The organism is Pedobacter caeni, assembly GCF_900129215.1.
Taxonomy (GTDB): domain Bacteria; phylum Bacteroidota; class Bacteroidia; order Sphingobacteriales; family Sphingobacteriaceae; genus Pedobacter; species Pedobacter caeni.
The window spans coordinates 149,604-171,486 of record NZ_FQUQ01000009.1 but is presented as its reverse complement, the minus strand read 5'-3'; the positions used below and the strand labels follow the sequence as shown (position 1 = coordinate 171,486).

Here is a 21,883-nt window from a genome sequence, read left to right as displayed (position 1 = left end):
AAGTTGGTGTAGGATTAAACGTCTATCACGAAAGTGCTGGTCTGCAAAGACAGATCAGAGTGGTGGGAAGTTATGCCTACCACCTCAAGCTCAATGAAAAAAATGATCAGTTGCATTTTGGCATATCCCTGGGTTTTATGAACCAGCGGCTGGAAACCAGTGACATGTATGGCAATCCCAATGATCCCATGGTAGGTCAGTACAATGACAGAAAGACCTATCTCGATGGTGATTTTGGTGTGGCCTATACCTCCAATGGACTGAATCTGCAGGCATCCATCCCAAACCTGAAAAGCGTCCTTAAAAAGGATGTCATCAAGCTCGCAGATGTCACCACATTCTATGCAGCAGCTAGCTATAAGCTGAACATCAGCGAGGGCTTGAATGGGCTCGACCTGGAGCCTAAGGTTGCTTACAGAGGGGTGAAAGGTTTTGACAACATCTGGGATGCAGGTGCTCAACTGGAAATTGCCAATAAACAGGTATTCATTATGGGATTGTACCACAGCACTGAAAGCGCCACGTTTGGTCTGGGGATGGATTTCAGAAAAAAATACATGGTCAGTGGAATGTATACCACACAAACTTCTGCATTGAGCGGATATACAAATGGTAGTTTTGAACTTAACCTAAGATTAAGTTTACCTAAATAATCGCTTTTCCTTTTTAGGAAAACAGCATTTTATGAGGGCGGATTCAGCAAGAATCCGCCCTCTTTTTATTTAGAGACAAAGTGATTTCTTACCCCTTCTCGTCTACACCTTTTGAATTCTATTTCAGGTTCCGGAGTTCATATCTACGTTTCATAAAACCAACTCTCAGCATCGTTATCCACAAAAAAACATATTCACATACAGCTGAATACATGATACTTGCAAGCATAAAACATAAAGTTATTCACAATTCATGTGGAAAACTAATGCCCATACAGAAGCCAGTCATTACCAGGCTTGCTCCCACCAATATACACTATCCCCCTTCCCCCACCATTACGAAGGCCGCAATACAGGTTCTGCGTTTTGCAAAAAAAATCAAATGTGCTTCGACGACATCCAAATGTTTGCCCTTCAGCAAAACATTTGAGGAGAAGAAGGACGTTTGATTTTTTTAATTTAAAGCGGGCTGATAGAGCGGTCGAGATGCACATAACCACCATCAACGTATACCAGTTGTCCGGTGGTATGGCTCGAAGCTTCAGAAAGCAAAAACACTGTTGTATTTGCAATTTCCTCTGCCGTTGTCATTCTGTTACCAAAAGGAATTTTCGCTTTTATGGAAGCCAGTTTCTCTTCAGAGTTAGGAATAGAATTGATCCAGGTCTGATACAATGGCGTATAACATTCTGCAACGATAACCGAGTTTACACGGATACCATAAGGCAGCAATTCTACCGCCCATTCTCTGGTTAGCGCGTTTCTGCCACCATTAGAAGCTGCATACGCTGAAGTTCCTCCCTGTCCGGTATCTGCTACTTTAGAGCCGATATTTACAATTGCACCTTTAGATGCTTTCAATGCAGGTAAAGCATGGTGAGCCATCAGGTAATAATGGATCACATTTTTGTGCAGACTTTCGAGAAAGCTTTCATAGTTGCCGCTTTCCAGTCCGACGCCATCATTTACACCCGCATTATTTACCAGTCCGTCGATTCTTCCAAATTTTTCCAGAACGGTTTTAATGGCTTCTTCACTAGCTGAGGGCTTAGTTAATTCGGCGACCAACTGAAAAACCTTTCCACCCTCAGCAGTAATATCGTCCGCAAGCCTTTTGTTATCGGCTTCATTTCTTCCTACGATTACAGGTGTAGCCCCTTCTTTTGCCAGTAACCTTACGATAGCTTCTCCAATACCTTTGGCTCCGCCTGTTACGATGACTACTTTATCTTTTAATTGCAGATCCATTGATTGCTTATTTTAAGTTATAAAACTGACTTGCATTTCCTCCCCAGAACAGGTTTTGTTCATGTTCAGAAAGCTTTGCAGTATAATTTTCTACCACGTTCAATACTCTTCCATAATCACCTGCCAGCAGGCATACCGGCCAGTCTGAACCGTACATCAGCCTTTTAGTGCCAAAAGTTTCGAACACCAGGTCCAGATAAGGATCAAAGTCTTTTAGCTTCCATCGTTTCCAATCTGCTTCGGTGACCATTCCCGATACTTTACAGCTTACATTTTCATGTTTCGCCAATCGTTTGAGGTCCTCTTTCCAGGGGCTGATGTTGCCATCTTTGATCTCGGGTTTAGCGATATGGTCCAGGACGAAAGGCTGGTCAGGAAATCTGGCAGCCAGTTCTTCCGCATATTTCAATTGATGCGGGAAGATCAGGATATCGTAAGTAAATCCATACTCCCGCAGCTTACTGATTCCGTTTGTAAATTCCGGCTTCAACATTAAGGCAGGATCGGGATTTCCCTGAAGAATCTCCCTGAAGCCTCTTAGCTTTTCATACTTGTGGAGTTCCGCCAGCTGATCACTGATGTCGCTTGCCTGAAGGTCCACCCATCCCACTACTCCTTTAATAAAAGAATGTGCTGCTGCATGCTTCAGCTGGAATTCATTTTCCTTCTGACTCTGATCTGATTGCACCACCACACACCCATCAAACTGATAATGGTCCAGGATGGGCTTCAGGTGCTGGGGTAAGAAATCATCACGGAGCACATCCATATCGTCTGTGATCCAGCTGTCTCTTACCTCATCATAGTTCCAGAAGTGCTGGTGGGAATCAATTTTTAACATAGTTCTTTACCTGCTGTCTGGAAGTACCAAGGCCATCAATACCAAGCTCCACTACATCACCTTCTTTAAGGTATACCGGAGGTTTAAACCCTAAGCCTACACCTGCCGGGGTTCCTGTAGAGATCACGTCGCCAGGTAATAAAGTCATAAACTGACTTACATAAGCCACTACGAAAGGGACGTTAAAGATGAAGTTGGAAGTATTGCCATCCTGCATTTTCTGACCATTTACCGTTAGCCAAAGACGAAGGTTGTTTACATCAGCAAGCTCATCTGCTGTTGCCATGAAGGGGCCTAAAGGAGCAAAAGTATCGCAACCTTTTCCTTTGTCCCAGGTGCCATTTCGTTCGATCTGGAATTCTCTTTCTGAAACATCGTTGTGCAGCACATAACCTGCTACATAATCCAGGGCATCTGCTTCTTCCACATAGGAAGCTTTTTTACCGATTACTACGGCAAGTTCTACTTCCCAATCTGTTTTTACAGAATTTTTAGGGATGATGATGTCATCAAAAGGACCTACTAAAGCGGTGGTCGATTTCATGAAGATGACCGGTTCTGGTGGAAGTGGGGCATTGGTTTCTTTTGCATGGTCAGCATAATTAAGACCAATACATACAATTTTTGAAGGGCGTGCCACCGGAGAACCCAGACGGGTATCTGCAGGGACTACCGGCAATTTTGCTTCATTCTCTTTTACAAAAGCAGACAACCTTTCCAGTCCGTTGTTTTGAAAAAACTGCTCATTATAATCTTCGCCAAGGGCGGAAGTATCGTACCAAATATCGTTTATAATTACACCGGTCTTTTCCTGATCGGCCGCTCCCCATCTGATTAATTTCATTGCTGTATTTTTAATTATTTAATTTAATAAATCCTCCATCAAGGGGATAATCATTTCCGGTAATAAATCCTGCTTCTTCAGAACACAGGTAAAGGGCCAGTGAGGCCACTTCTTCGGGTTTCCCCATACGGCCTACAGGCTGACTTTTCGATAATTTCTCAAAGACCTCTGCTTCCTGTCCGGCGTAATTTTTGGCAATAAACCCATCTACAAAAGGCGTATGTACCCTTGCCGGGGAGATGCTGTTGCAACGGATGCCATCAGCCATATAATCCCTTGCCACAGAGAGTGTCATTGCAAAGATCGCCCCTTTGCTCATTGAATAGGCAAAACGGTCTGTGATCCCTACTACCGCAGCAATAGAGGCCATGTTTAAGATCACTCCTGATCTGCTTTTCTTTAAAGCAGGGATTGCTGCATATAAACAGTTATAAGCACCCTTTACATTCACGTTGAATACTTTGGTAAAGTCTTCTTCGCTCGTGGTGTCTGCTTTACCGATATGGGCAATACCCGCATTGTTTACTAAGATATCAATTTCCCCGATTTGGTTGAACGTATTCACTACTGCCTCCTGGTTGCTCACATCGCAACCATAGGCCGTTGCGGCTCCACCTTCGGCTTCGATCTCTGTTACCGTTTGTTGTGCTGCATCGGCATTCAATTCAATGATGTGCACTTTTGCGCCTTGTTTCGCGAAAAGCACGGAAATGGCTTTACCTATTCCACTGCCTCCACCTGTAATAATCGCTGATTTTCCTTTTAAACTGAACATATGTTTTTGCTATAATGAAACGCCTCTTTTCCATGGGATAAAATCATCCTGATTGAGCAGTACTGCTTTTGGCGTAATTTCCCCACTTGCAGCTTTGATACAATATTCCAGGATTTCTATGCCCATCTCTTCAATTGTTTTTTCTCCGCGGATGATGGCACCCGTATCGATATCGATGATGTCGCCCATCCTTGTGGCCAATTCGGTGTTGGTTGCCACTTTGATCACCGGACATACCGGATTTCCTGTTGGTGTTCCCAGGCCTGTTGTAAACAAGATCAGGGTTGCACCACTTGCTGCTTTCCCTGTTGTTGCTTCCACATCATTTCCTGGAGTACATACCAGGCTTAAACCTGGTTTTGTAACCGGCTCAGTATAGTCCAGTACATCTACCACCGGCGAAGTTCCTGCTTTTTTTGCTGCTCCCGTACTTTTGATCGCATCTGTGATCAGGCCGTCCTTAATGTTTCCCGGCGAAGGGTTCATGTGGAAACCGGAGCCTACCGCATGTGCCTGTGCATCATATTCCTGCATCAGGCGGATAAATTTATCGGCAGTGGGTTTATCCACACACCTGTCGATGATGTTCTGTTCTGCACCGCATAATTCCGGAAACTCAGCCAGCAACACTTTAGCGCCTAAGGCAACCAACAGATCAGAAGTATAACCTACCGATGGATTGGCAGAGATGCCACTAAATCCATCACTACCGCCACATTTTACGCCTACGCATAATGCGCTCAATGGTGCCGGAGCACGTTCTATCTTGTTAATTTCTGTCAGCCCCACAAAGGTTTTCAGAATTGCTTCCTTGATCAGTTGTTCTTCACTCTGACTCTGCTGCTGTTCAAAAATTAAGATATTTTTATCGAATGCAGGGTTTCTTTTCTTTACATCATTCAACAAATCCTGTGTCTGCAAATGCTGACAACCCAGGCTCAGTACTGTAATCCCTGCAACATTCGGATGATCTGCATAAGCTGCAAGCAGGTTACTCAGCAAAGCTGAATCCTGTCTTGTACCTCCGCAACCTCCCTGATGGTTCAGGAATTTAATCCCGTCTACATTTTTAAACACCCTCTTTTTTGCAGGCTGTACTGCTGAGAGGCTATCAAGTTGAAAAGATCCAATGCTTTCTCCCTCGTTAAAAGCCGTTAGCAATTGATCAGTAAACGATCTGTATTTATCCGTTACCGCATAACCCAGGGTATGGTACAAGGATTCTTTGATCACATCCAGGTTTCTGTTTTCACAAAACACAGTAGGAACAAACAACCAGTAATTGGCCGTTCCTACCCTTCCGTCTTTACGGTGATAGCCATTGAAAGTGCGGTTTGTCCAGGTAGAAACATCAGGCTTTTGCCATTGGTAATGTACATCTCTGAAACTATAGTCCTGAGAAGCATGGTGAATGTTATCGGTGGTCATCAAACCACCTTTAAGGATCGGAGTAGTGGCTTTTCCAACCAATACGCCATACATCAATACCTCGTCGTCTATGTTCAGGTCTGTGATAAAGAATTTATGTTTTGCACGGATATCATCCTGTAAGATGATCTGTGAATTGTTCCATTCGATAACCTGTCCTTTAGGCAAATCCTGTAAGGCTACCAGAACATTATCATCCGGATGAATTTGTAAAAAACTACTTTTAGTGCTTGCTGACATTACCGTTTATAATTGAAATATTTTATCCATCATCATCCATTTCTCTCCGGGTTTAGCTCCCGGTACCGCTTGCTGATATTTCCACATTAATGTTTCCCATTCCTGTACTTTTTCATTTCCGGCATCCATTGCTGCTTTTTGCTCGAAACTAAAGTTCTCAGTCACCTCCATGATCATGAACAGGCGGTTACCTGTTCTGTAGATCTCCATATTCAGGATTCCTGAGGATTTGATGCTCTCTATAATTTCCGGCCAAACGGCCTTATGCATTTCCTCATATTCTGCGATCAGCTGGTCATCCGCTTTCAAATCCAGCGTTAAATAATATTGCTTACTCATAACTTTTAATTTCAATCACCTTATGGCCTTTTATGCCAAAGAGGAATACCACTACAAAACAGATTAAAGGGACGATATATCCCACTTGAATATTGTGTGTCAGGTCGCTGATATAACCCATTACCGGAGGTAATATGGCGCCACCAACGATGGACATAATGATTAAACTACTTCCAAATTTAGTATCCTTACCCAGGTCTTTGATTCCCAAAGAAAAGATGGTCGGGAACATGATCGACATAAAAAAGGCAATTCCTATTACTGCATACAACGCAATAGTTCCAGTCGATGTTATGGCTACGATACATAAAATGACATTAATAAAAGCATAGATAGACAGGAGCTTCCCTGCGCTGATGAATTTCATCAGGAAGGTTCCGAAGAATCGTCCGATCATAAATGCCATTCCCATTCCATAACCTGCATATTTTGCCGCCTGTTGTTCATCTATCCCTGCGGCTTTTGTCGCATAAAGGATGAAGAAACTGAACACACAAACCTGTGCACCCACATAAAAAAACTGTGCTGCAACAGCCCAGCTCAGGTGACGGTGTGCCAGTGCATGAAAGATCCCTGTTTTCTCTCCTTCTTTTTGCTCTGTTTCTTTAATTTCAGGAAGTTTTAAGAAGAAGAAGATGACGGCAATTACCAAAATAATACTGCCCAGTACCAGGTAAGGCATTTTCACACTGGAAGCTTCAGCCGCAAGGGCAACCTGTTTTGCAGATTCCGTCATTGCACTCAGTTCCGTATCGGAATATCCTTTTGTAAGGATGATCTTCGCACCGATAATTGGCGCAAGTGTTGCCGCAAGGCCATTAAATGACTGTGCAAAATTCAGGCGGAAGGTTGATGTTTCCGGCGGTCCCAGCAAAGAGGCATATGGGTTTGCCGCGGTTTCCAGGATCGTGAGTCCACAGGCAATGATAAAAAGGGCAATCAGAAAGAAAAAATACAACTGTGTATTCGCAGCGGGAATGAATAAAAAAGACCCGATTGCAAATAAGATTAAGCCGATGATAATCCCTGTTTTATAGCCATATTTCTTCATGATAAAGCCCGCAGGTAATGCCATTAAAAAGTAAGCAATAAATACCGCAGAGTCCACGAGCGAAGCCTGTAAAGTAGAAAGGCTGAACGACTTCTTCAGGTGGGGAATAAGGATCGGATCAAGATTGTGCACGAAACCCCACATAAAGAACAGGGACGTAATCATGATGAATGGAAAAAGGTATTTATTTTTAGTCATCGGTTTAATTTTTTGGTTACTCAAAGGACGCGAATATTGTTACATTTTATTTTATGATTTTATCATATCATTAAATGATTTTGGCTACTTTATATGGAATTTAAGGGCAACATTTGACAATCCAAGCGTAGTATGAGGAGATAAGGGGCGGTGCAGCTGCCAGCTAAAAGGATAGTATTTTCCCTTTTGCACATTTAATTCCGGCAGGTCTTTGTAATATACCTGCTGTTTCAAATTATTGCTGATTCCGAAGATGATGTCTTTTTTGTATCCATTGAAATATTTAACCAGCAGCTGATTCTTTCCCATTTTTAAAGGCAACAGGATCACATCATTCAATTTTGCCTCTTTAAAAGGGTTGTTGTGTTTCGCCAGGATTTCTCCGTTCAGGGTAACGATTACACCATCAGTACTGGTTATTCCGGCAAGGTAAGACTGATCCGCTTCGGAATTGATTTCCTGTAACAGGTAAACGGCTGTCTCTGATTCTGCAGGTAAAGTATACTCCTGATTATTTTTCCATTCCGTTTTCTTTGTCCAGCTTTGAGCTGCATTTTTCCCCCATTGGCTTTCAGGATTCAGGGAGCGGATATCCCCCGGAAATCCATCAATACCAGATCCTGAAGGACCGGACAAATAGATTGGCCCCCAGTTTAATGACCCAGACTGTGGGAGCTGCTCAGCTATTCCATCAGCTAAAGAAACTGTTGAAATTTTCCCATTCAGCTCCAGGTCTATCGTTTTCCCTTTTTCCTGATCAGAATAATACATTTTTGGAATATACTTCGCAGTTTGAACGGATTGTAAGGTCCAGGATTCTTTAACTGTACTCTGGTATCTGGTATTGTAATCAATTCCTGAATTGCTGTAATGTTTAAAAGCATTATGGGAGTTCAATACAAGCTCTGCCTTATTTAGTTCGATAATATTTGCCGGTGGAACCTGATACCCGTTTACGAAAGTGATTGTTATGACTTTAAATTCTTTACTGATGTCCAGTCCTGCGGGAATATTGATCTTTACACCCGACTGGTCCTGCGAGAAAGCTATTTTTTGTTTTGCTTCTCCAAGAACTGCTACGCTTTTAATCTTTCCCTGAAGTCCGGGTAAGATGATTTGTCCGTTTTCAGGATGGTCAAGCAGATGTAAATAGATTTTATTGGTTTTGCTTGTTAAGCTACCCCATTTAAAGGAAATATGGAAAGGATCCGGATCAGCCCCATAAATTGCTTCTCCGTTTTTGTTCAGCCATTTTCCGATTTTCAATAGCACATCTTTTTCAAAATCTACCACGCTACCGTCTCCCTTAGGGCCGATATTTAACAGGAAGTTCCCACCTCTGCTCACTACACGGATCAGACTGGTTAGCTTTTCCTTTATTTTTTCATCTTCGCTTCCGCGGTTCTGCCAGGAACGATAGCTCCAGGTTTCGTCAAAGAAAGAGGCAGGGGATTGCCAAGGTACACCGATCGTATAATCCGGCTCCTGATTATCACCCATCACATTGAAATCTCCCATATCATTCCCAATCCTGCTTCCGATCATACAATCAGGCTGAAGGCGGTGAACCAAATCTCTCAATTCTTTACTTTCTGTAGCACTCTGAGAGCCCATATCGAACCATAATTCCGATACAGGGCCGTAATTGCTCAGCAATTCTGTAATCTGTTTTTTGTTGTATTCCACATGCTCGGGAGTAATGTAATCCGAATTGCTGCTGGAAATTGGCGAAGCCTGAGGATAGTGCCAGTCGATCAGGGAAAAATATAGACCGAAACGCAATCCACCACGTTTACAGGCTTCAGAAAGTTCTTTTAAGACATCTCTTTTATAGGGAGTCGCATCTACGACATTGAAATCAGTTGTATTGGTTTTAAACATGCAAAAACCATCATGGTGTTTGGAAGTGATCACGATAGAACGCATACCGGCCTTTTTTGCCAGTGAAACAATAGAATCAGCACTCCATTTTTCGGGATTAAACCTTTTAGCGACTTTAGCATAAGTATCGCTATAGATTCCTGCATGAGCCTGAATCTGTTCGCTCAATCCTTTAGTTACCGGTTTTCCTTCCCATACTCCTCCCAATACAGAATAAATACCATAATGGATAAACATGGTATATTTCTGATCCTGCCATGCTTTTAGGGCTTTAGGATCATGTTGAGAAAAACTAATACCACTCCAAAGCAGGAGCATCAGCAGCAGGATACCTGATTTATGTTTCATCTTCAATTCTATTTGGGTTTAGGGGGTAATTAAACCGTATTCAATTTAGTTAAATGCGGTTAATTCAAAGAAAGGAAATTGAGGGGTCCAAAGTTTTCTGAATTTGTCAAATGATTAAGCGATTTTGGCAGGCATAAGATTGTTACCCAAATGCAAAAGGCCCTGGTAATTACCAAGGCCTTTTGTTATTCTTTGTTTGTGATTACTTCACTATCTTCAACAGATAAGCCCCATACCCACTCTTTACCAGTGGCGTTGCCACTGCTTTAAGCTGTTCTTTATCAATAAAGCCCATCCGGTAAGCAACTTCTTCAATACATCCGATTTTCAACCCCTGACGTTCTTCGATTACCTGCACAAACTGACCTGCCTGCATCAATGAAGCAAAAGTTCCGGTATCCAACCAGGCTGTTCCCCTGCTCAATACGCCAACTTTCAGTTTCCCTTGTTCCAGGTAAACCTTGTTCACATCTGTAATCTCATACTCTCCACGTGGAGAAGGTTTGATATTTTTAGCAATCTCTACAACACTATTGTCATAAAAATAAAGTCCTGGAACTGCATAATCTGACTTAGGTTCAACCGGTTTTTCCTCTATGGATACCGCTTTGTTATTTTCATCAAATTCCACCACGCCGTAACGTTCAGGATCAGAAACGCGGTATGCGAATACAACACCACCTTCCGGATCAGAACTTGCCTGTAACAGTTTCGCCATTCCGTCTCCATAGAAGATATTATCACCCAAAACCAGGGCTACTTTATCTTTACCGATGAAATCAGCTCCGATTACAAAAGCCTGGGCTAATCCATTCGGGTTTGCCTGTTCTGCATAAGAAAACTCACAGCCCAAAGCCTTTCCATCTCCTAAAAGTTTTTTAAAATTCGGAAGGTCATGCGGGGTAGAAATGATCAGGATTTCCCTGATTCCTGCCAGCATTAAGGTCGACAGCGGATAATAAATCATCGGCTTATCGTACACAGGCATCATTTGCTTGCTCATCACTAGGGTTAATGGGTGCAATCTAGTACCGCTTCCCCCTGCTAAAATTATTCCTTTCAATTTATATCGGTTTGGTTTGTAACGATCTACTCTTCATCCTTTTTTAAGGACACGCTATTTTCCAGTTCGGCATACCATTCTGCACCATACTTTCTAATAAGTGGTCCTTTCAAAAACTGATAAACGGGTACTTTTAACTCTCTTCCAAAAGTACAGGCATCATGACAGATATGCCACCTGTCGTAATTTAAAACTTCAAACTCCGGGTACTGTGTAACTCTGATCGGATAAAGATGACAGGAGATTGGTTTTTGCCAATCCACCAAGCCTAGCTCATATCCTTTCTCAATTCCACATTTGGTAATTCCATTTTCGAAGGTCACATAGGCACATTCCTTATTCCCATCCACACAAGGGGTAGTCAGATCTCCATCTGCATCTACTACCGAAGTGCCCTGTTCTTCGATTGCTTTGATTCCTTTCTCTTCCAGCAAGTGTTGGATCTTTGGGTAAATATCCCTTAGTATCGCCGTTTCTGCAACATCCAATGGTGCTCCTGCATCCCCTTCCACACAGCAAATGCCTTTACACTTGTTCAGGTTACAGACAAAGCTTTCGCTGATCAGGTCCTCATGTACGAGTGTATTCTGTACTTCTATCATTTTTTTATTTTACTATAGCCAGAGGATACTTTAATCCATCGGCCGATTTAATTTCCATCGTCACTGCTCCTACCAGGATTTCCACCTGAGCCTTTACAGGCACCCTGTTACCATCATCGGTAATCCAGAGGTATAATTTACTATCTTTTCTAAAAATTCGCCCAGGCTTAATAGAAGGGCTAAATTTCAGGCATCTGATTTTTCCTAATTTAGTTTTTACCGTTTCGCGTCCTACAAACTGTATTTCCAGCTGATTGATCTCATCACCCAGAAAATAATTCACTTTTACCTCGTCCCCGATATTCATCTTAGAAATATCCAGGCTTCTGGCAAAATAATAAGTAGATACCAGATCAAAGGTCTGGCTGTTTGGTGTTTTAAAAGTACCTTTTGTGGCCACTACTTTTTGCTCTGCCTGAGAAAACCTTGCTTTATCTTCCCTGCGGTAACTTCCTTCGCGGATGTTCTCCTGATAGAAATAAGGCTTAAGATTTACTTTATCAATATAAGAATCGTAATGATCTCTGATTTTATAAAAAATATCAAATGTTCCTGAAGTTGCCGCATCAACGGATAACTTAAAAGTAGGCTTGCCGTCAAATTTAAGGTCAGACTCCGTCACCTTTAATGTTCCTTCTGCCGCGGTGATGAAGCCATATCTTAATTTATATTTAAGTACTTCTCCTGCCTGAAAAACGGGTTCTTTAACAAAAGGGAGCTCCTGGGCCATTCCCCTGAAACTTAGTAATGCAATAGTGATGATCAATAATGATTTCTTCATATCAGGGTTAAAACAAAAAACAATCCAAACTTAATCCTTTCGCTTATAAATCGGCACCGTAGAGCAAGGCTCACCATACATGATGCTCTTTACTACAGGTGTGAGCAGGCTGGTAATTTCCACATAAGCAGAAATGGGTACTTCAATATCAGCACATCCTTTTACCACTACCCTTTCTCCTTCAAATGCAGCCAGGTCTATCTTAGCCAATGCTTTCGCGAAAAGCACTGATTCCAGTGTCTCTAAGCTACCAAAAACTACCTCATTTGCATAAGGTTTTAATTTATTGGCCAGCAGCATATAAGCCCATGTCGGTACAATGGCATCTGCACTACAGATAATGGCTATATTTTTACCGGTATATCCGGCCCAGTCGTGTGCTTTTATAAACTCCCTGAAATCTTTCTCCCTCAGCATCAATCCATGAAAAAGGTTATCCTTAATGTCATAAACAACCCTTTCTCCGGTATGATAGTATTCTTCCAGATTTAACGTGATCAAGCCACTTGCAGCTACTTTATTTACGAAGTTCTCCTGAATGTCCATGGTAATTAAAATAAAAAACCGGAAGCAAAACTACTTCCGGTTACAAAATTACGTAAAATAAGATTAATAGAATTTCACCCTATTGTCTTTTATCTTGGCTTTATCCTGTAAAGCCTGGAATGCCGATCCTAAAGAGCGCTGAGCAGCTACCTGCATCATTGCTTCTTTTTGTTTGTAAGTGTTTGCCAGAGGAGCCGGGTTACCAAATCCATCAACAGTAAACACATACACACCACGTTCGCCATCTACAGGTTTAGACAGTTTACCTGGCTGAGAACCGAAAACAGTTCCTACCAGTTTATTTTCCTGTGCTGCACCTGGGATAATCGGGTTAGCGAATACCATGTTCTGAACCGGAGCTACCGGTTTGCCTAATTTCGCGGCTACCTGGTCGATATTTCCTGCACCTTGTAAAGCAGCATTAATTTTTTCTGTCAGTTGTTTTGCTTTTACGGCATTACGAACCATTGGTTCGATGTCTTTTTTCACTGCTTCCAATGATAAAGGGCCTTTAGGATTGATACCAGTTACGCGGGCAACTACGAATGAGTTGTCCATCTGATAGATCTCTTTAAGCACGTCACCTTTGTCTGCTGCATAAGCATCACGGATCAGCTGGCGAGGGTTATCTAATCCTGGAGCAAAACCTTGCGATCCTGTTACTTTATCAGCTACACCTACTGTATATTTATTTTTCTGAGCAAGTTCGCTAAAGTTGTTGTCTTTCACTTCAGCTAAGAAGTTACTTGCTTTTTTATAAGCAGCATCTTTAGTTTTATTACTTGCAGCAAGGCTTTTCTCTACGTAAGCCAGTTTAGCTACTTTCGAAGAACCGATTTGTTTTTCAATTTTGATTAAGTGAACACCGAATTGAGAAGTAACCACTTTAAGATCTCCGGCTTTACCGTCGAACGCAGCATTTTCAAATTCAGGAACCATTTGTCCACGGCTAAAAGTACCAAGGTCACCACCTTTATCTTTAGAACCGTCTTCGCTATATTGTTTAGCCAATGTTGCGAAGCTCGCACCACCCTGTACCAATGTTTTTAAGGAATCAGCCAGCTTTCTTGCCTTATCCGCACCGCCTAATTTAGTAGGGTTGATCAGGATATGACTCGCTTTAACAGAGTCAGGAGAAAAGCGGGTATCAATTACTTTAACTAATTTATAAGAGTTACCAGAGAATTTAGGACCGTAGAAGCTACCTGCAGGAAGATTGAAAACTACAGAGTCAACAGCCGGATCTAATTTACCTTTGCTCAGATAAGTATAAGGAACTTTAACATCAGAGTTTAATGCAGCGAATAAAGAATCATTTGGTGCAGTTCTGAAATCAGCAGCTAACTTTTCTACCTGAGTTTTCACTGCAGCAGAATCTTCTTTCGTAGGGCTAACACTGAAAGATACATATTCGAATGAACGTGTTTCTGCAGGGTTCTCAAAACGTTTTTTGTTGGCATTGTAATAATCAGAGTAATCCGATTCCGTTGGTTTTACGCTCGCATCAGGAATCGAAGCATAATCAAGGCTTACATATTTGAAGTTCGCCAGTTTGTTACGGTTCTGATATTCATCGTTTGCTTCCAGCGTAGTTACGTATAATGAGTTACGAACCAGGTTGGCATATTTTTGTTGTAAAGCCTGTTTAGTGATTTCGGTTTCCAATAAAGCCCACTGTTGGTTTAACTGAGGATTTTTTGCCCTTTGTTTAAGGGAAGCGATCACATCAGCACGGTTCAGCTGACCAGTCTGAGGGTTACCAAAATACTGAACGATAAGCGGGCTAGGATTCTGACCCTGCATTAAATCAAACAATTCATCACTGGAAACGTTTAAGCCTAAGCGGCTGTATTCTTTACCAAGAAGCACTGTAGCAATTTCACCGTTCCAAACGTTGTCTACAGCCATGGCTTGCATCTGGGCATTTCCTGAGCCACCATATTGCTGTTTAAACTGTGCTAAACTCTGGTCTACTTTAGGACCAAAAGTATCGATGTTAATTTCTTCACCATCAATCGATCCGACAACCTTTTGAGATTCCGCCCAGAAAGGCTTACCTACTTGAATTGCATCACCAACCAAAAATGCAACAATTGCAAAACCGATGGCACCGATCAGAATGTACCCTGCGCGATTCCGCAAAAATGTCATTAATCCCATAATATTCTTATTTATAAATCTTTTTTAAGAGGGCGCAAGATACAACTTTTGCGAAAAAAAGAAAATATTAAATTGTTTTTGATTAAGTATTTAAAAATTAAGGAAATATGGGCTTTTGAATCTCCTGATTATTCCCCGAATTTTTTGTCCAGATAAGTCTCTCCGGAGGCATTATTGAACTTAAAAATGCTGAAATCCTGCGTTGCGCTGAAGTTTAGCGCATTCATCACTGTACCATCTGGTTTGGTTACCACGCCCTGGGGAGAGAAAAACATCTGTTTATTCTGATCCCAGGTCAGCTCTTCGGTATTGAAGACCATCTCTTCGTTCACGACCACTACATTCCGCTTAAAAATAACCAGTTTTTCGCTTTCCCGCTGAATGGCATAATCGGAAGTTATAGATCCTTTATTGCCTTGTTGTTCATTCAGAAAATTGATTTTTACGCCCTTAGGCATCTCCTGATAGATTGCTCCGTTTTTAGGAGTAATCTTATCCATGATGGGTGCGGTGCCTTTTGCCTTCACCACGGCCGAATCGCTATAGATGATTTCGACCCCTATGGTCCGGTCTCTGTTCAGGATCAGTTTATCCTTCGCAGAAAGAGCAGCCGCTTTTTTCAGGTCATCCTCTCCACAGGAGCTTAAACAGAGCTGGAATAAGCAAAGTACCACTATACCAGATAGGAATGCCGGAGATCTCATGATCATTGTATGTTAAAGGTTCCGGGCTTAAACCCGGAACTCACTAATAAAGTTTGTTCTTAATGAACCAGGTATCGTTAAGGGTAAAGCCTACATGAAAGTTGATGTAATTCTCTTTAACCAGGCCATTAGACAGGGTTCCTCTTTGTCCGATTTCGGTGGTAAAGTTCAACTTGTAAAATGAATATCTGGATGGCGCTAAAGGCAAACCAAATCCAAGTGTGATTGCTTGTTGCTTGATATCCTGACCAGATCTCTGGATATAAGTCTTGTCGTACATAAAGCCCAGACGATAGTCTATTCGTTTAAAATAACTGCCGATTGAGGTCACATCCGGAGTATATTGTCCGCCGGCAGAAACACCCCAGCTGTCCTGTAATCCCTGATTTTCACCATCAATGGCTAGCTTTTTCCATCCACCCATTCTATAGTCGGCCCCAAACATCCATTTGTTATCTCTTTGAATGGTAAATCCAAAACTATGTGTCAATGGAAGTTTCAATTTCGTTTCTTTTCCTTTGATAGAAGTAAGCGTATCTATGAAGGCATCCTCATCACCCGTACTATTTTTAAGGTATTGACTGGCAAGGTAAGTTCTTGTAGAATTAACTGTTGAAGAAGAAGAGCCTGAATATCCAAGCGTAATTCTCTTTTTAGTTCCCAAAGGGATCTCATATTGAGCACCATAAGAGAAAGCCACACCACCAACACTGTTTTTATCCTGTATCCTCGTATACTTGGCTCCTACCAGATCCATTTCAATAGAGCTGCTTTTTACCAGGTTTCCAAAAAGATATTCCACATTTCCACCCACTCTGAAATGACTACCAATTTGCTGACCAAAACCCAGATAGGCTTTCGATAAACCACCTTCTCCGGAGTAAATGCTCGTATAATTGGTGCCACCAACAGATGACTGTTTGGTATACTCGTATCCTACCTGACTGTAAGGCAATAAACCAAAGCTAATGCCTGATTTACCGTTTACGATTGGAAAAGCAAGGGCAATATGGCTTAATGCACCATTGAAGCTTTTTTCCGAAAGACTTCCCTGTTTTAAGGTAGTAAAAGAGCCAGACATCCCTATATCAACCGTTGCCATGCTGATTCCGGAGTAAGAAGCCGGGTTTTGCATATTGATATTGTTATATCCACTTGGTTTGAAAACACCACTGGCAATTCCTCCCATAGCCCTCAATTGCGGAAGCGCCAATGGTTTGATATTTCCAAGTCCATACTCGGAATAAGTTGACTGGGAATTCACCTGTGCCTGAGCAGTAATGCCTGTAAACAATACCAATACGGCTGCTATATAATTAATTTTTTTGTACATATTCAAATGCAATGACTTCATTTAATCCTCTTAATACCAAATACGGTTCGTGAGTAATTTGAGGCGCAAAGATGCTGTTTTTTAATTGTTTCAGCAAAAATGTAGCGCTACCCCCCGTTATCAACACCGTCAGGTCGTTATTTTTATTATTTTGTTGGGTGATAAACCCTTCAACTTCATTAATTACTCCTTGTAAAACACCACTTTGAATGGCGGTAATTGTATCCGTTCCCTCTGGCACCTCTCCTTCTTCCCTGTCCCAATCTACCAATGGCAGCCGGCCTGTATAATGATTTAATGCTTTAAAACGCATGTCTATCCCTAAACTTATGCTTCCTCCAAAATATTCACTTTGGGCATTCAGTAAATCGTAAACGATGCAGGTTCCGGCATCGACGATAAAACAGTTCTTACCCTGGTAATAACGATGTGCAGCAATTACTTTTGCCCAACGGTCTAAGCCTAATGTGGAAGGTGTTTTATAATTATTTTTTATTCCTATGTTAATTCCCGTTGAAAAAGGGATGTAAGTCGTATTTGCTTTTAAAACACCTATTACCTCTTCTAATTCAGGGCCTACACTGGATATGGTGGAGCCGGCTATTTCGTATTGTTTAATAAAATCCAGGATTACATCTGGTGTAATTTGCTTCAGAACCTGAGCATGAACCATTGTCCTGTCTTTAAACACCCCGACTTTAGGGTTCGTATTTCCAATATCTATAACCAGATTATGCACTCAGGACGTGTTCTAATACATAAACAAACTTCATGTCACAAAGCTATTAATCTTTAGCAAAGAATAGGGTTTCAAATTGTTAAAAAAAGTTAAACAAACAAAAAGTATTGAATAGCGAAAACCAAAATGAGGAACAAGCTTTCGTAAAACCACCTCTTTTTTGCGTTTGAGAAGTAATATGCCAGTAAAACCGATCCCGGAGGCACACACAACAGGAAGTGGTAAAGCCTGAAATCGGGCTTGGTATACACACTGACAATGGCAACCAGAAACATGATAAACAACATCTGAAAAGCCTTTCTTGTACTGATAAAACTCCGGAAAAAATTCTCGCGCAGCTGAATCATTGCCAGCACCATCATCACCAAAACCGGAACCAGTACCAGGTAATCATTGTAATTGATTTTAAAGACCGAAGGGAACTTATTGCCCAATGGCAACCAGATTTTGTAGAACATGGAAAGGCTGTCGTTCCAGTAATAAAAAACCCAGACAAAGAAAAAGATAGTTAAAAAGCCAACCAGACCTGCAATCCACTCTCTGCCATTAAATGAACGGTACAACAGGAGCGTAAACCAGATCATCACCAGCATCACAATAAAAGGGAAATAAATCAGGGTTCCCAGGGCAATGATCATTCCGATATCAAACATGATCATCAGCGCATTCGGTGATTTCCCGACTTTCAGCAACTTATCCATGATCCAGATCAGCAGGAAGTTACAGATCAGCGTAGGGCTCAATACCAGGAAAGGCATAAATAAACCAGCAGCAGTAACATATAACAGTGCAGGCAGGAAACCGGGCTTGTTTAACAAGCCGTGATTGTTAACGACCCTATTGAACAAAATCGCCTGAACATAAATGATAATTGCAGCAAAAAAGGCATTCGCAATAGGAGAAAACGTATTTTGAACAGGAATCTGAATAAAAAACTTGGTATAAGGTTCCAGAAACTCAAAGTTCAGCTGTGCCGGAGGATCTGCAAATATAGCCATGCGCATAAAAAAAGTATATGCGAATAACAGGAGCAGGTTTATAGGGTTTAAATTTCTAAATTGATTGATCATGCCTGTATATTAAGGCAAAGTAAAGCAAATTATCTGGCAAAATCCTTTACTACTTTATCAATTACGGCAGCGGTTTCATCCGGAAAATGGAACTGGTGCTCCTGAGGATTGTTTACCCAGTTTTTTATGATGGGCAGCCAATTCCTGTTGCTTCCCCAGATCACCGGCAAGCCGAATTTCTTGAGCGCAAAAGCATTACATTGCTGTTCATATTGAAATTTCATCGGTGCAACAAGCAGCTTTTTCCCCAGGAATAACGCTTCTGCCGGGCCTTCAAAACCTCCGCCCGTAAACAAACCTGCGCAGGAAGCCAGGCTTTTGTTAAACAATTCATTATTTACCGGACTCACCTCTACATTTCCATCGGTATAACTGATTTTGGTATGCTTGGAAAACACCTCCCACTTTACCTGTGGGATCTGTTTCAGAATGGGGACTAAGAATTTATCGTCTATTGCAGGAAGGTATACCGCATAATGGCCCAGATTGCTGACCACCATATTTCTGATTTCTGCACGGATGACAGGCGTATAGATGAAATCATCATAACGCTCAAAATGAAACCCTACGTAATGACTTGCCGGAGCATAATATTTCATCACGAGCTGTGCCCAGTCGATACTTTTAGGTTTAGGTACTTTTCGCGATTGAAAAGAGGCCTGGTGGCTCAAACCCACACTTTCTACGCCCTGCGTTCTGCAAGCCCAGGCCGTTACGGGTTCAAAATCATTTAAAATCAGGTTATAATCTTTCAGCGGAATGGTCTTCATGTCTTTGACAAAACGCGGAAGATTCATTGTTTTCCAGGTTTCATAATGATTAACCCCACCTTTTTTTCCAAAGATGAAGCTGAAACCATGGAGTTGATATTTTACTTCCTGAACCAGCTTCACATCAGCCTGCGTACCGCTGACCAATAAATCAACCTCACCATACTGCTGCAATAAAGGAACGATTTCCCTTGCCCTGCTGATATGTCCGTTCCCTGTACCCTGAATAGCGTATAGTATTTTCATTCGCACCGAATATCTACAATTTTTACGCTTTAGACAATTTCTAATTTAATCTTTTGAAGCAAGGTATTGATATCGAGCTTGCTGTGAAGGTCTTCACTGTCAGACAACTCTCCTTCTTCCACTTCATCCTTTTCAAAATCCTTATGGTCGTATTTGAAAATTTTCCATGCTTTATCGCTGTATTCCAGGGCGGTCAGGTTTTCCACCCAATCCCCACTGTTTAAATACATTACCGATCCTTCCTCTGTGGTAACAGTTCTCATTTCCGGTTGATGGATATGGCCGCAGATCACATATTGATAACCGTTCTGAACGGCCAGCTCTGCCGCTGTGGACTCAAACTTATTGATAAACTTAACGGCATCTTTAAATGCTGCTTTTATTTTTTTGGAAAAACTCATTTTATCCCTGCCTACCAGTTCCAGGAACCAGTTTACAAAGCTGTTGATCAGGATCAGGGTATCATAACCTACTGCGCCTAATTTGGCCAGCCACTTGGAATGTTGCATGGTTACATCAAAGATATCTCCGTGGAAAAACCAGGCTTTTTTGCCATCCAGTTCAATGACCAGCTTATTTTGAAGGTGAAAAGCACCCATGTGCATATCTGCGAATTTCCGCAGCAGCTCATCGTGGTTCCCTGTCAGGTAATACACCGGAACTCCTTCTACTACAAATTTCATGAGTTTGCGAACCACTTTCATGTGGGTTTCCGGCCAGTACCGCTTGCTAAACTGCCAGATATCGATGATATCGCCATTCAGCACGAGCATCTTTGGTTTGATGCTCTTAAGATATTTCAGTAATTCTTTTGCGTGGCAGCCATAAGTTCCAAGATGAACATCTGAAATTACAGCAATATCCACTTCTCTTTTAGACATCATCTTCCTCCATCATCAGTTCGTAAGGACTGAAAAAGAATGCAACCAATACAATTAAGCATACCAGTAAAAACAACTCCTGCATAGGGATAACAGTTTAAGTTTATGATGCAAAGGTGCAACTCAAGGATTAACAGGCTGTTAAGGAAATATTATCTGTTACCTATCACTCATGAATTCTTCTACCATATCCAATTTTTATACCTTTAAGCAACATCTAAAATGAATTCCTTTGGGTACAGTCAAATATATCGTCAAAATCATCTGCATCTATTTGTTATTGTCTGCGGCAACTTTTCTCATGCTGAAGGGCATTATACGTTACTATCCATTGGATGATCATATTGGATTTCTGCAGTTTAAACAAGATTTCATCCATATTACACACTGGAAAATTGCATTTTACATTCATGTCTTCACGATCATATTTGCCTTACTGGCAGGCTTCACGCAGTTCTCCACTTCCTTACTAAAAGAGTATAGAAGCATCCACAAAATCATGGGAAAGATATACGTATACGATATACTACTAATCAATTTCCCGGCTGCCTTGATTATGGCGGTCTACGCAAACAGTCTGCTTCCAGGCAAATTGGCTTTCCTCACACTCGATTGTTTATGGTTCTTGTTTACATTAAAAGCAGTTCTTGAAATCAAAAAAGGAAACATTCGGCAACACCGGGAATACATGATCAGAAGCTACGCCCTGACCCTTTCGGCCGTTACTTTACGTGTATGGAAAATGGTGTTGATGGGATTTGCAGAGATTGACCTCTTGCACCTCTATATGATCAATGCCTGGCTGGGTTTTATTCCCAACTTATTGTTTGCAGAATGGTTAATCAAAAGAAACAGGAAGCGGTTATCTTTCAATAGTGATATTGGAAATAATCAGAAGAAAAATCGCAAAGAGGATTGATAAGAAACTGACGATAAAAGTAGCTATACTGATCCATATGGCATATTTATTCCCGGATTTATCCAACTTTTTCTTTGTAAAAAAAGAAATGAGCAGGGCAACAACTCCCGAGATAAGAATAGGGATTACAAACAGAAGATCCATTTTTTTGTGATTAGATGTGGTAAGGTAGTTATTTTGAAAATAAAAAAAGCCCGACACTTCGCAGTATCGGGCCTTAGAA

The 21,883-nt window shown here is 41.5% G+C and carries 21 protein-coding genes; 2 read left to right on the top strand and 19 right to left on the bottom strand.

All coding sequences use genetic code 11. From position 1 onward, the window contains the following. Window positions 1-653 (top strand): PorP/SprF family type IX secretion system membrane protein (locus tag BUC20_RS32725; protein WP_073238861.1); only part of this gene is annotated, 653 nt, incomplete at its 5' end. A gap of 459 nt (window positions 654-1,112) precedes the next feature. Here BUC20_RS32725 and BUC20_RS32720 read toward each other — a convergent pair. The 19 genes from BUC20_RS32720 to BUC20_RS32630 all read right to left on the bottom strand — a co-directional run bounded on the left by BUC20_RS32720 (window position 1,113) and on the right by BUC20_RS32630 (window position 20,741). Further along, window positions 1,113-1,901 (bottom strand): SDR family oxidoreductase, encoded by a 789-nt coding sequence (locus tag BUC20_RS32720; RefSeq protein ID WP_073238858.1) that lies wholly within the window; start codon window positions 1,899-1,901, stop codon window positions 1,113-1,115. A 7-nt stretch (window positions 1,902-1,908) separates the two neighbouring features. Then, window positions 1,909-2,742 (bottom strand): amidohydrolase family protein, encoded by an 834-nt coding sequence (locus BUC20_RS32715; protein WP_073238855.1) that lies wholly within the window; start codon window positions 2,740-2,742, stop codon window positions 1,909-1,911. Continuing rightward, complete coding sequence (locus tag BUC20_RS32710) at window positions 2,729-3,586, bottom strand: fumarylacetoacetate hydrolase family protein (RefSeq protein ID WP_073238852.1); 858 nt, start codon at window positions 3,584-3,586, stop codon at window positions 2,729-2,731. The genes BUC20_RS32715 and BUC20_RS32710 overlap by 14 nt, the downstream gene beginning before the upstream one ends. A 10-nt stretch (window positions 3,587-3,596) precedes the next feature. After that, window positions 3,597-4,361 (bottom strand): SDR family NAD(P)-dependent oxidoreductase, encoded by a 765-nt coding sequence (locus tag BUC20_RS32705; RefSeq protein ID WP_073238849.1) that lies wholly within the window; start codon window positions 4,359-4,361, stop codon window positions 3,597-3,599. 9 nt (window positions 4,362-4,370) lie between these two features. Further along, window positions 4,371-6,029, bottom strand: a complete 1,659-nt coding sequence (locus BUC20_RS32700; protein WP_073238846.1) for a UxaA family hydrolase — start codon at window positions 6,027-6,029, stop codon at window positions 4,371-4,373. 6 nt (window positions 6,030-6,035) lie between these two features. After that, a complete protein-coding gene (locus BUC20_RS32695) occupies window positions 6,036-6,368 on the bottom strand; it encodes an L-rhamnose mutarotase (protein ID WP_073238842.1) in 333 nt (110 codons plus the stop codon). Further along, window positions 6,361-7,617 carry an L-fucose:H+ symporter permease gene (fucP, locus tag BUC20_RS32690; protein WP_073238839.1) on the bottom strand — a complete coding sequence of 419 codons (1,257 nt, stop codon included), beginning with the start codon at window positions 7,615-7,617 and terminating at the stop codon, window positions 6,361-6,363. Before fucP ends, BUC20_RS32695 begins: the two co-directional genes overlap by 8 nt. An 84-nt stretch (window positions 7,618-7,701) precedes the next feature. Beyond that, window positions 7,702-9,846, bottom strand: a complete 2,145-nt coding sequence (locus BUC20_RS32685; RefSeq protein ID WP_073238836.1) for an alpha-L-fucosidase — start codon at window positions 9,844-9,846, stop codon at window positions 7,702-7,704. A 202-nt stretch (window positions 9,847-10,048) separates the two neighbouring features. After that, entirely contained in the window at window positions 10,049-10,909 is an 861-nt protein-coding gene (gene rfbA, locus BUC20_RS32680; protein WP_073238834.1) for a glucose-1-phosphate thymidylyltransferase RfbA, read from the bottom strand. Window positions 10,910-10,935: 26 nt separating this feature from the next. Next, on the bottom strand, window positions 10,936-11,511 hold the full coding sequence (locus BUC20_RS32675) for a DUF3109 family protein (protein ID WP_073238831.1): 576 nt from the start codon (window positions 11,509-11,511) through the stop codon (window positions 10,936-10,938). 4 nt (window positions 11,512-11,515) lie between these two features. Beyond that, window positions 11,516-12,292 carry a DUF3108 domain-containing protein gene (locus BUC20_RS32670; protein WP_073238828.1) on the bottom strand — a complete coding sequence of 259 codons (777 nt, stop codon included), beginning with the start codon at window positions 12,290-12,292 and terminating at the stop codon, window positions 11,516-11,518. A 30-nt stretch (window positions 12,293-12,322) separates the two neighbouring features. Further along, window positions 12,323-12,838, bottom strand: coding sequence for a DUF2480 family protein (locus BUC20_RS32665; RefSeq protein WP_073238826.1), 516 nt, complete (start codon window positions 12,836-12,838; stop codon window positions 12,323-12,325). Between the two features lie 63 nt (window positions 12,839-12,901). Further along, window positions 12,902-14,998 (bottom strand): peptidylprolyl isomerase, encoded by a 2,097-nt coding sequence (locus BUC20_RS32660; RefSeq protein ID WP_073238823.1) that lies wholly within the window; start codon window positions 14,996-14,998, stop codon window positions 12,902-12,904. 128 nt (window positions 14,999-15,126) lie between these two features. Beyond that, entirely contained in the window at window positions 15,127-15,702 is a 576-nt protein-coding gene (gene lptC / locus BUC20_RS32655; protein ID WP_073238899.1) for an LPS export ABC transporter periplasmic protein LptC, read from the bottom strand. A 43-nt stretch (window positions 15,703-15,745) separates the two neighbouring features. Continuing rightward, window positions 15,746-17,035: a BamG family beta-barrel-assembly machinery protein gene (locus BUC20_RS32650; RefSeq protein WP_084529498.1), complete on the bottom strand. Its 1,290-nt coding sequence runs from the start codon at window positions 17,033-17,035 to the stop codon at window positions 15,746-15,748. Continuing rightward, complete coding sequence (locus BUC20_RS32645; protein WP_073238815.1) at window positions 17,019-17,774, bottom strand: type III pantothenate kinase; 756 nt, start codon at window positions 17,772-17,774, stop codon at window positions 17,019-17,021. Before BUC20_RS32645 ends, BUC20_RS32650 begins: the two co-directional genes overlap by 17 nt. Before the next feature lie 89 nt (window positions 17,775-17,863). Continuing rightward, a complete protein-coding gene (locus BUC20_RS32640; RefSeq protein ID WP_073238811.1) occupies window positions 17,864-18,844 on the bottom strand; it encodes a DUF6427 family protein in 981 nt (326 codons plus the stop codon). A gap of 29 nt (window positions 18,845-18,873) precedes the next feature. Then, window positions 18,874-19,860, bottom strand: a complete 987-nt coding sequence (locus BUC20_RS32635) for a glycosyltransferase family protein (RefSeq protein WP_073238809.1) — start codon at window positions 19,858-19,860, stop codon at window positions 18,874-18,876. Window positions 19,861-19,889: 29 nt separating this feature from the next. After that, entirely contained in the window at window positions 19,890-20,741 is an 852-nt protein-coding gene (locus BUC20_RS32630; RefSeq protein ID WP_073238806.1) for a UDP-2,3-diacylglucosamine diphosphatase, read from the bottom strand. Between the two features lie 232 nt (window positions 20,742-20,973). Between BUC20_RS32630 and BUC20_RS32625 the strand changes: the two genes are divergently transcribed. Beyond that, the gene (locus BUC20_RS32625; RefSeq protein WP_073238804.1) at window positions 20,974-21,660 is read left to right on the top strand and encodes a DUF2306 domain-containing protein; all 687 of its coding nucleotides are present in this window, start codon (window positions 20,974-20,976) and stop codon (window positions 21,658-21,660) included. The last annotated feature ends 223 nt before the right edge of the window (window positions 21,661-21,883 follow it).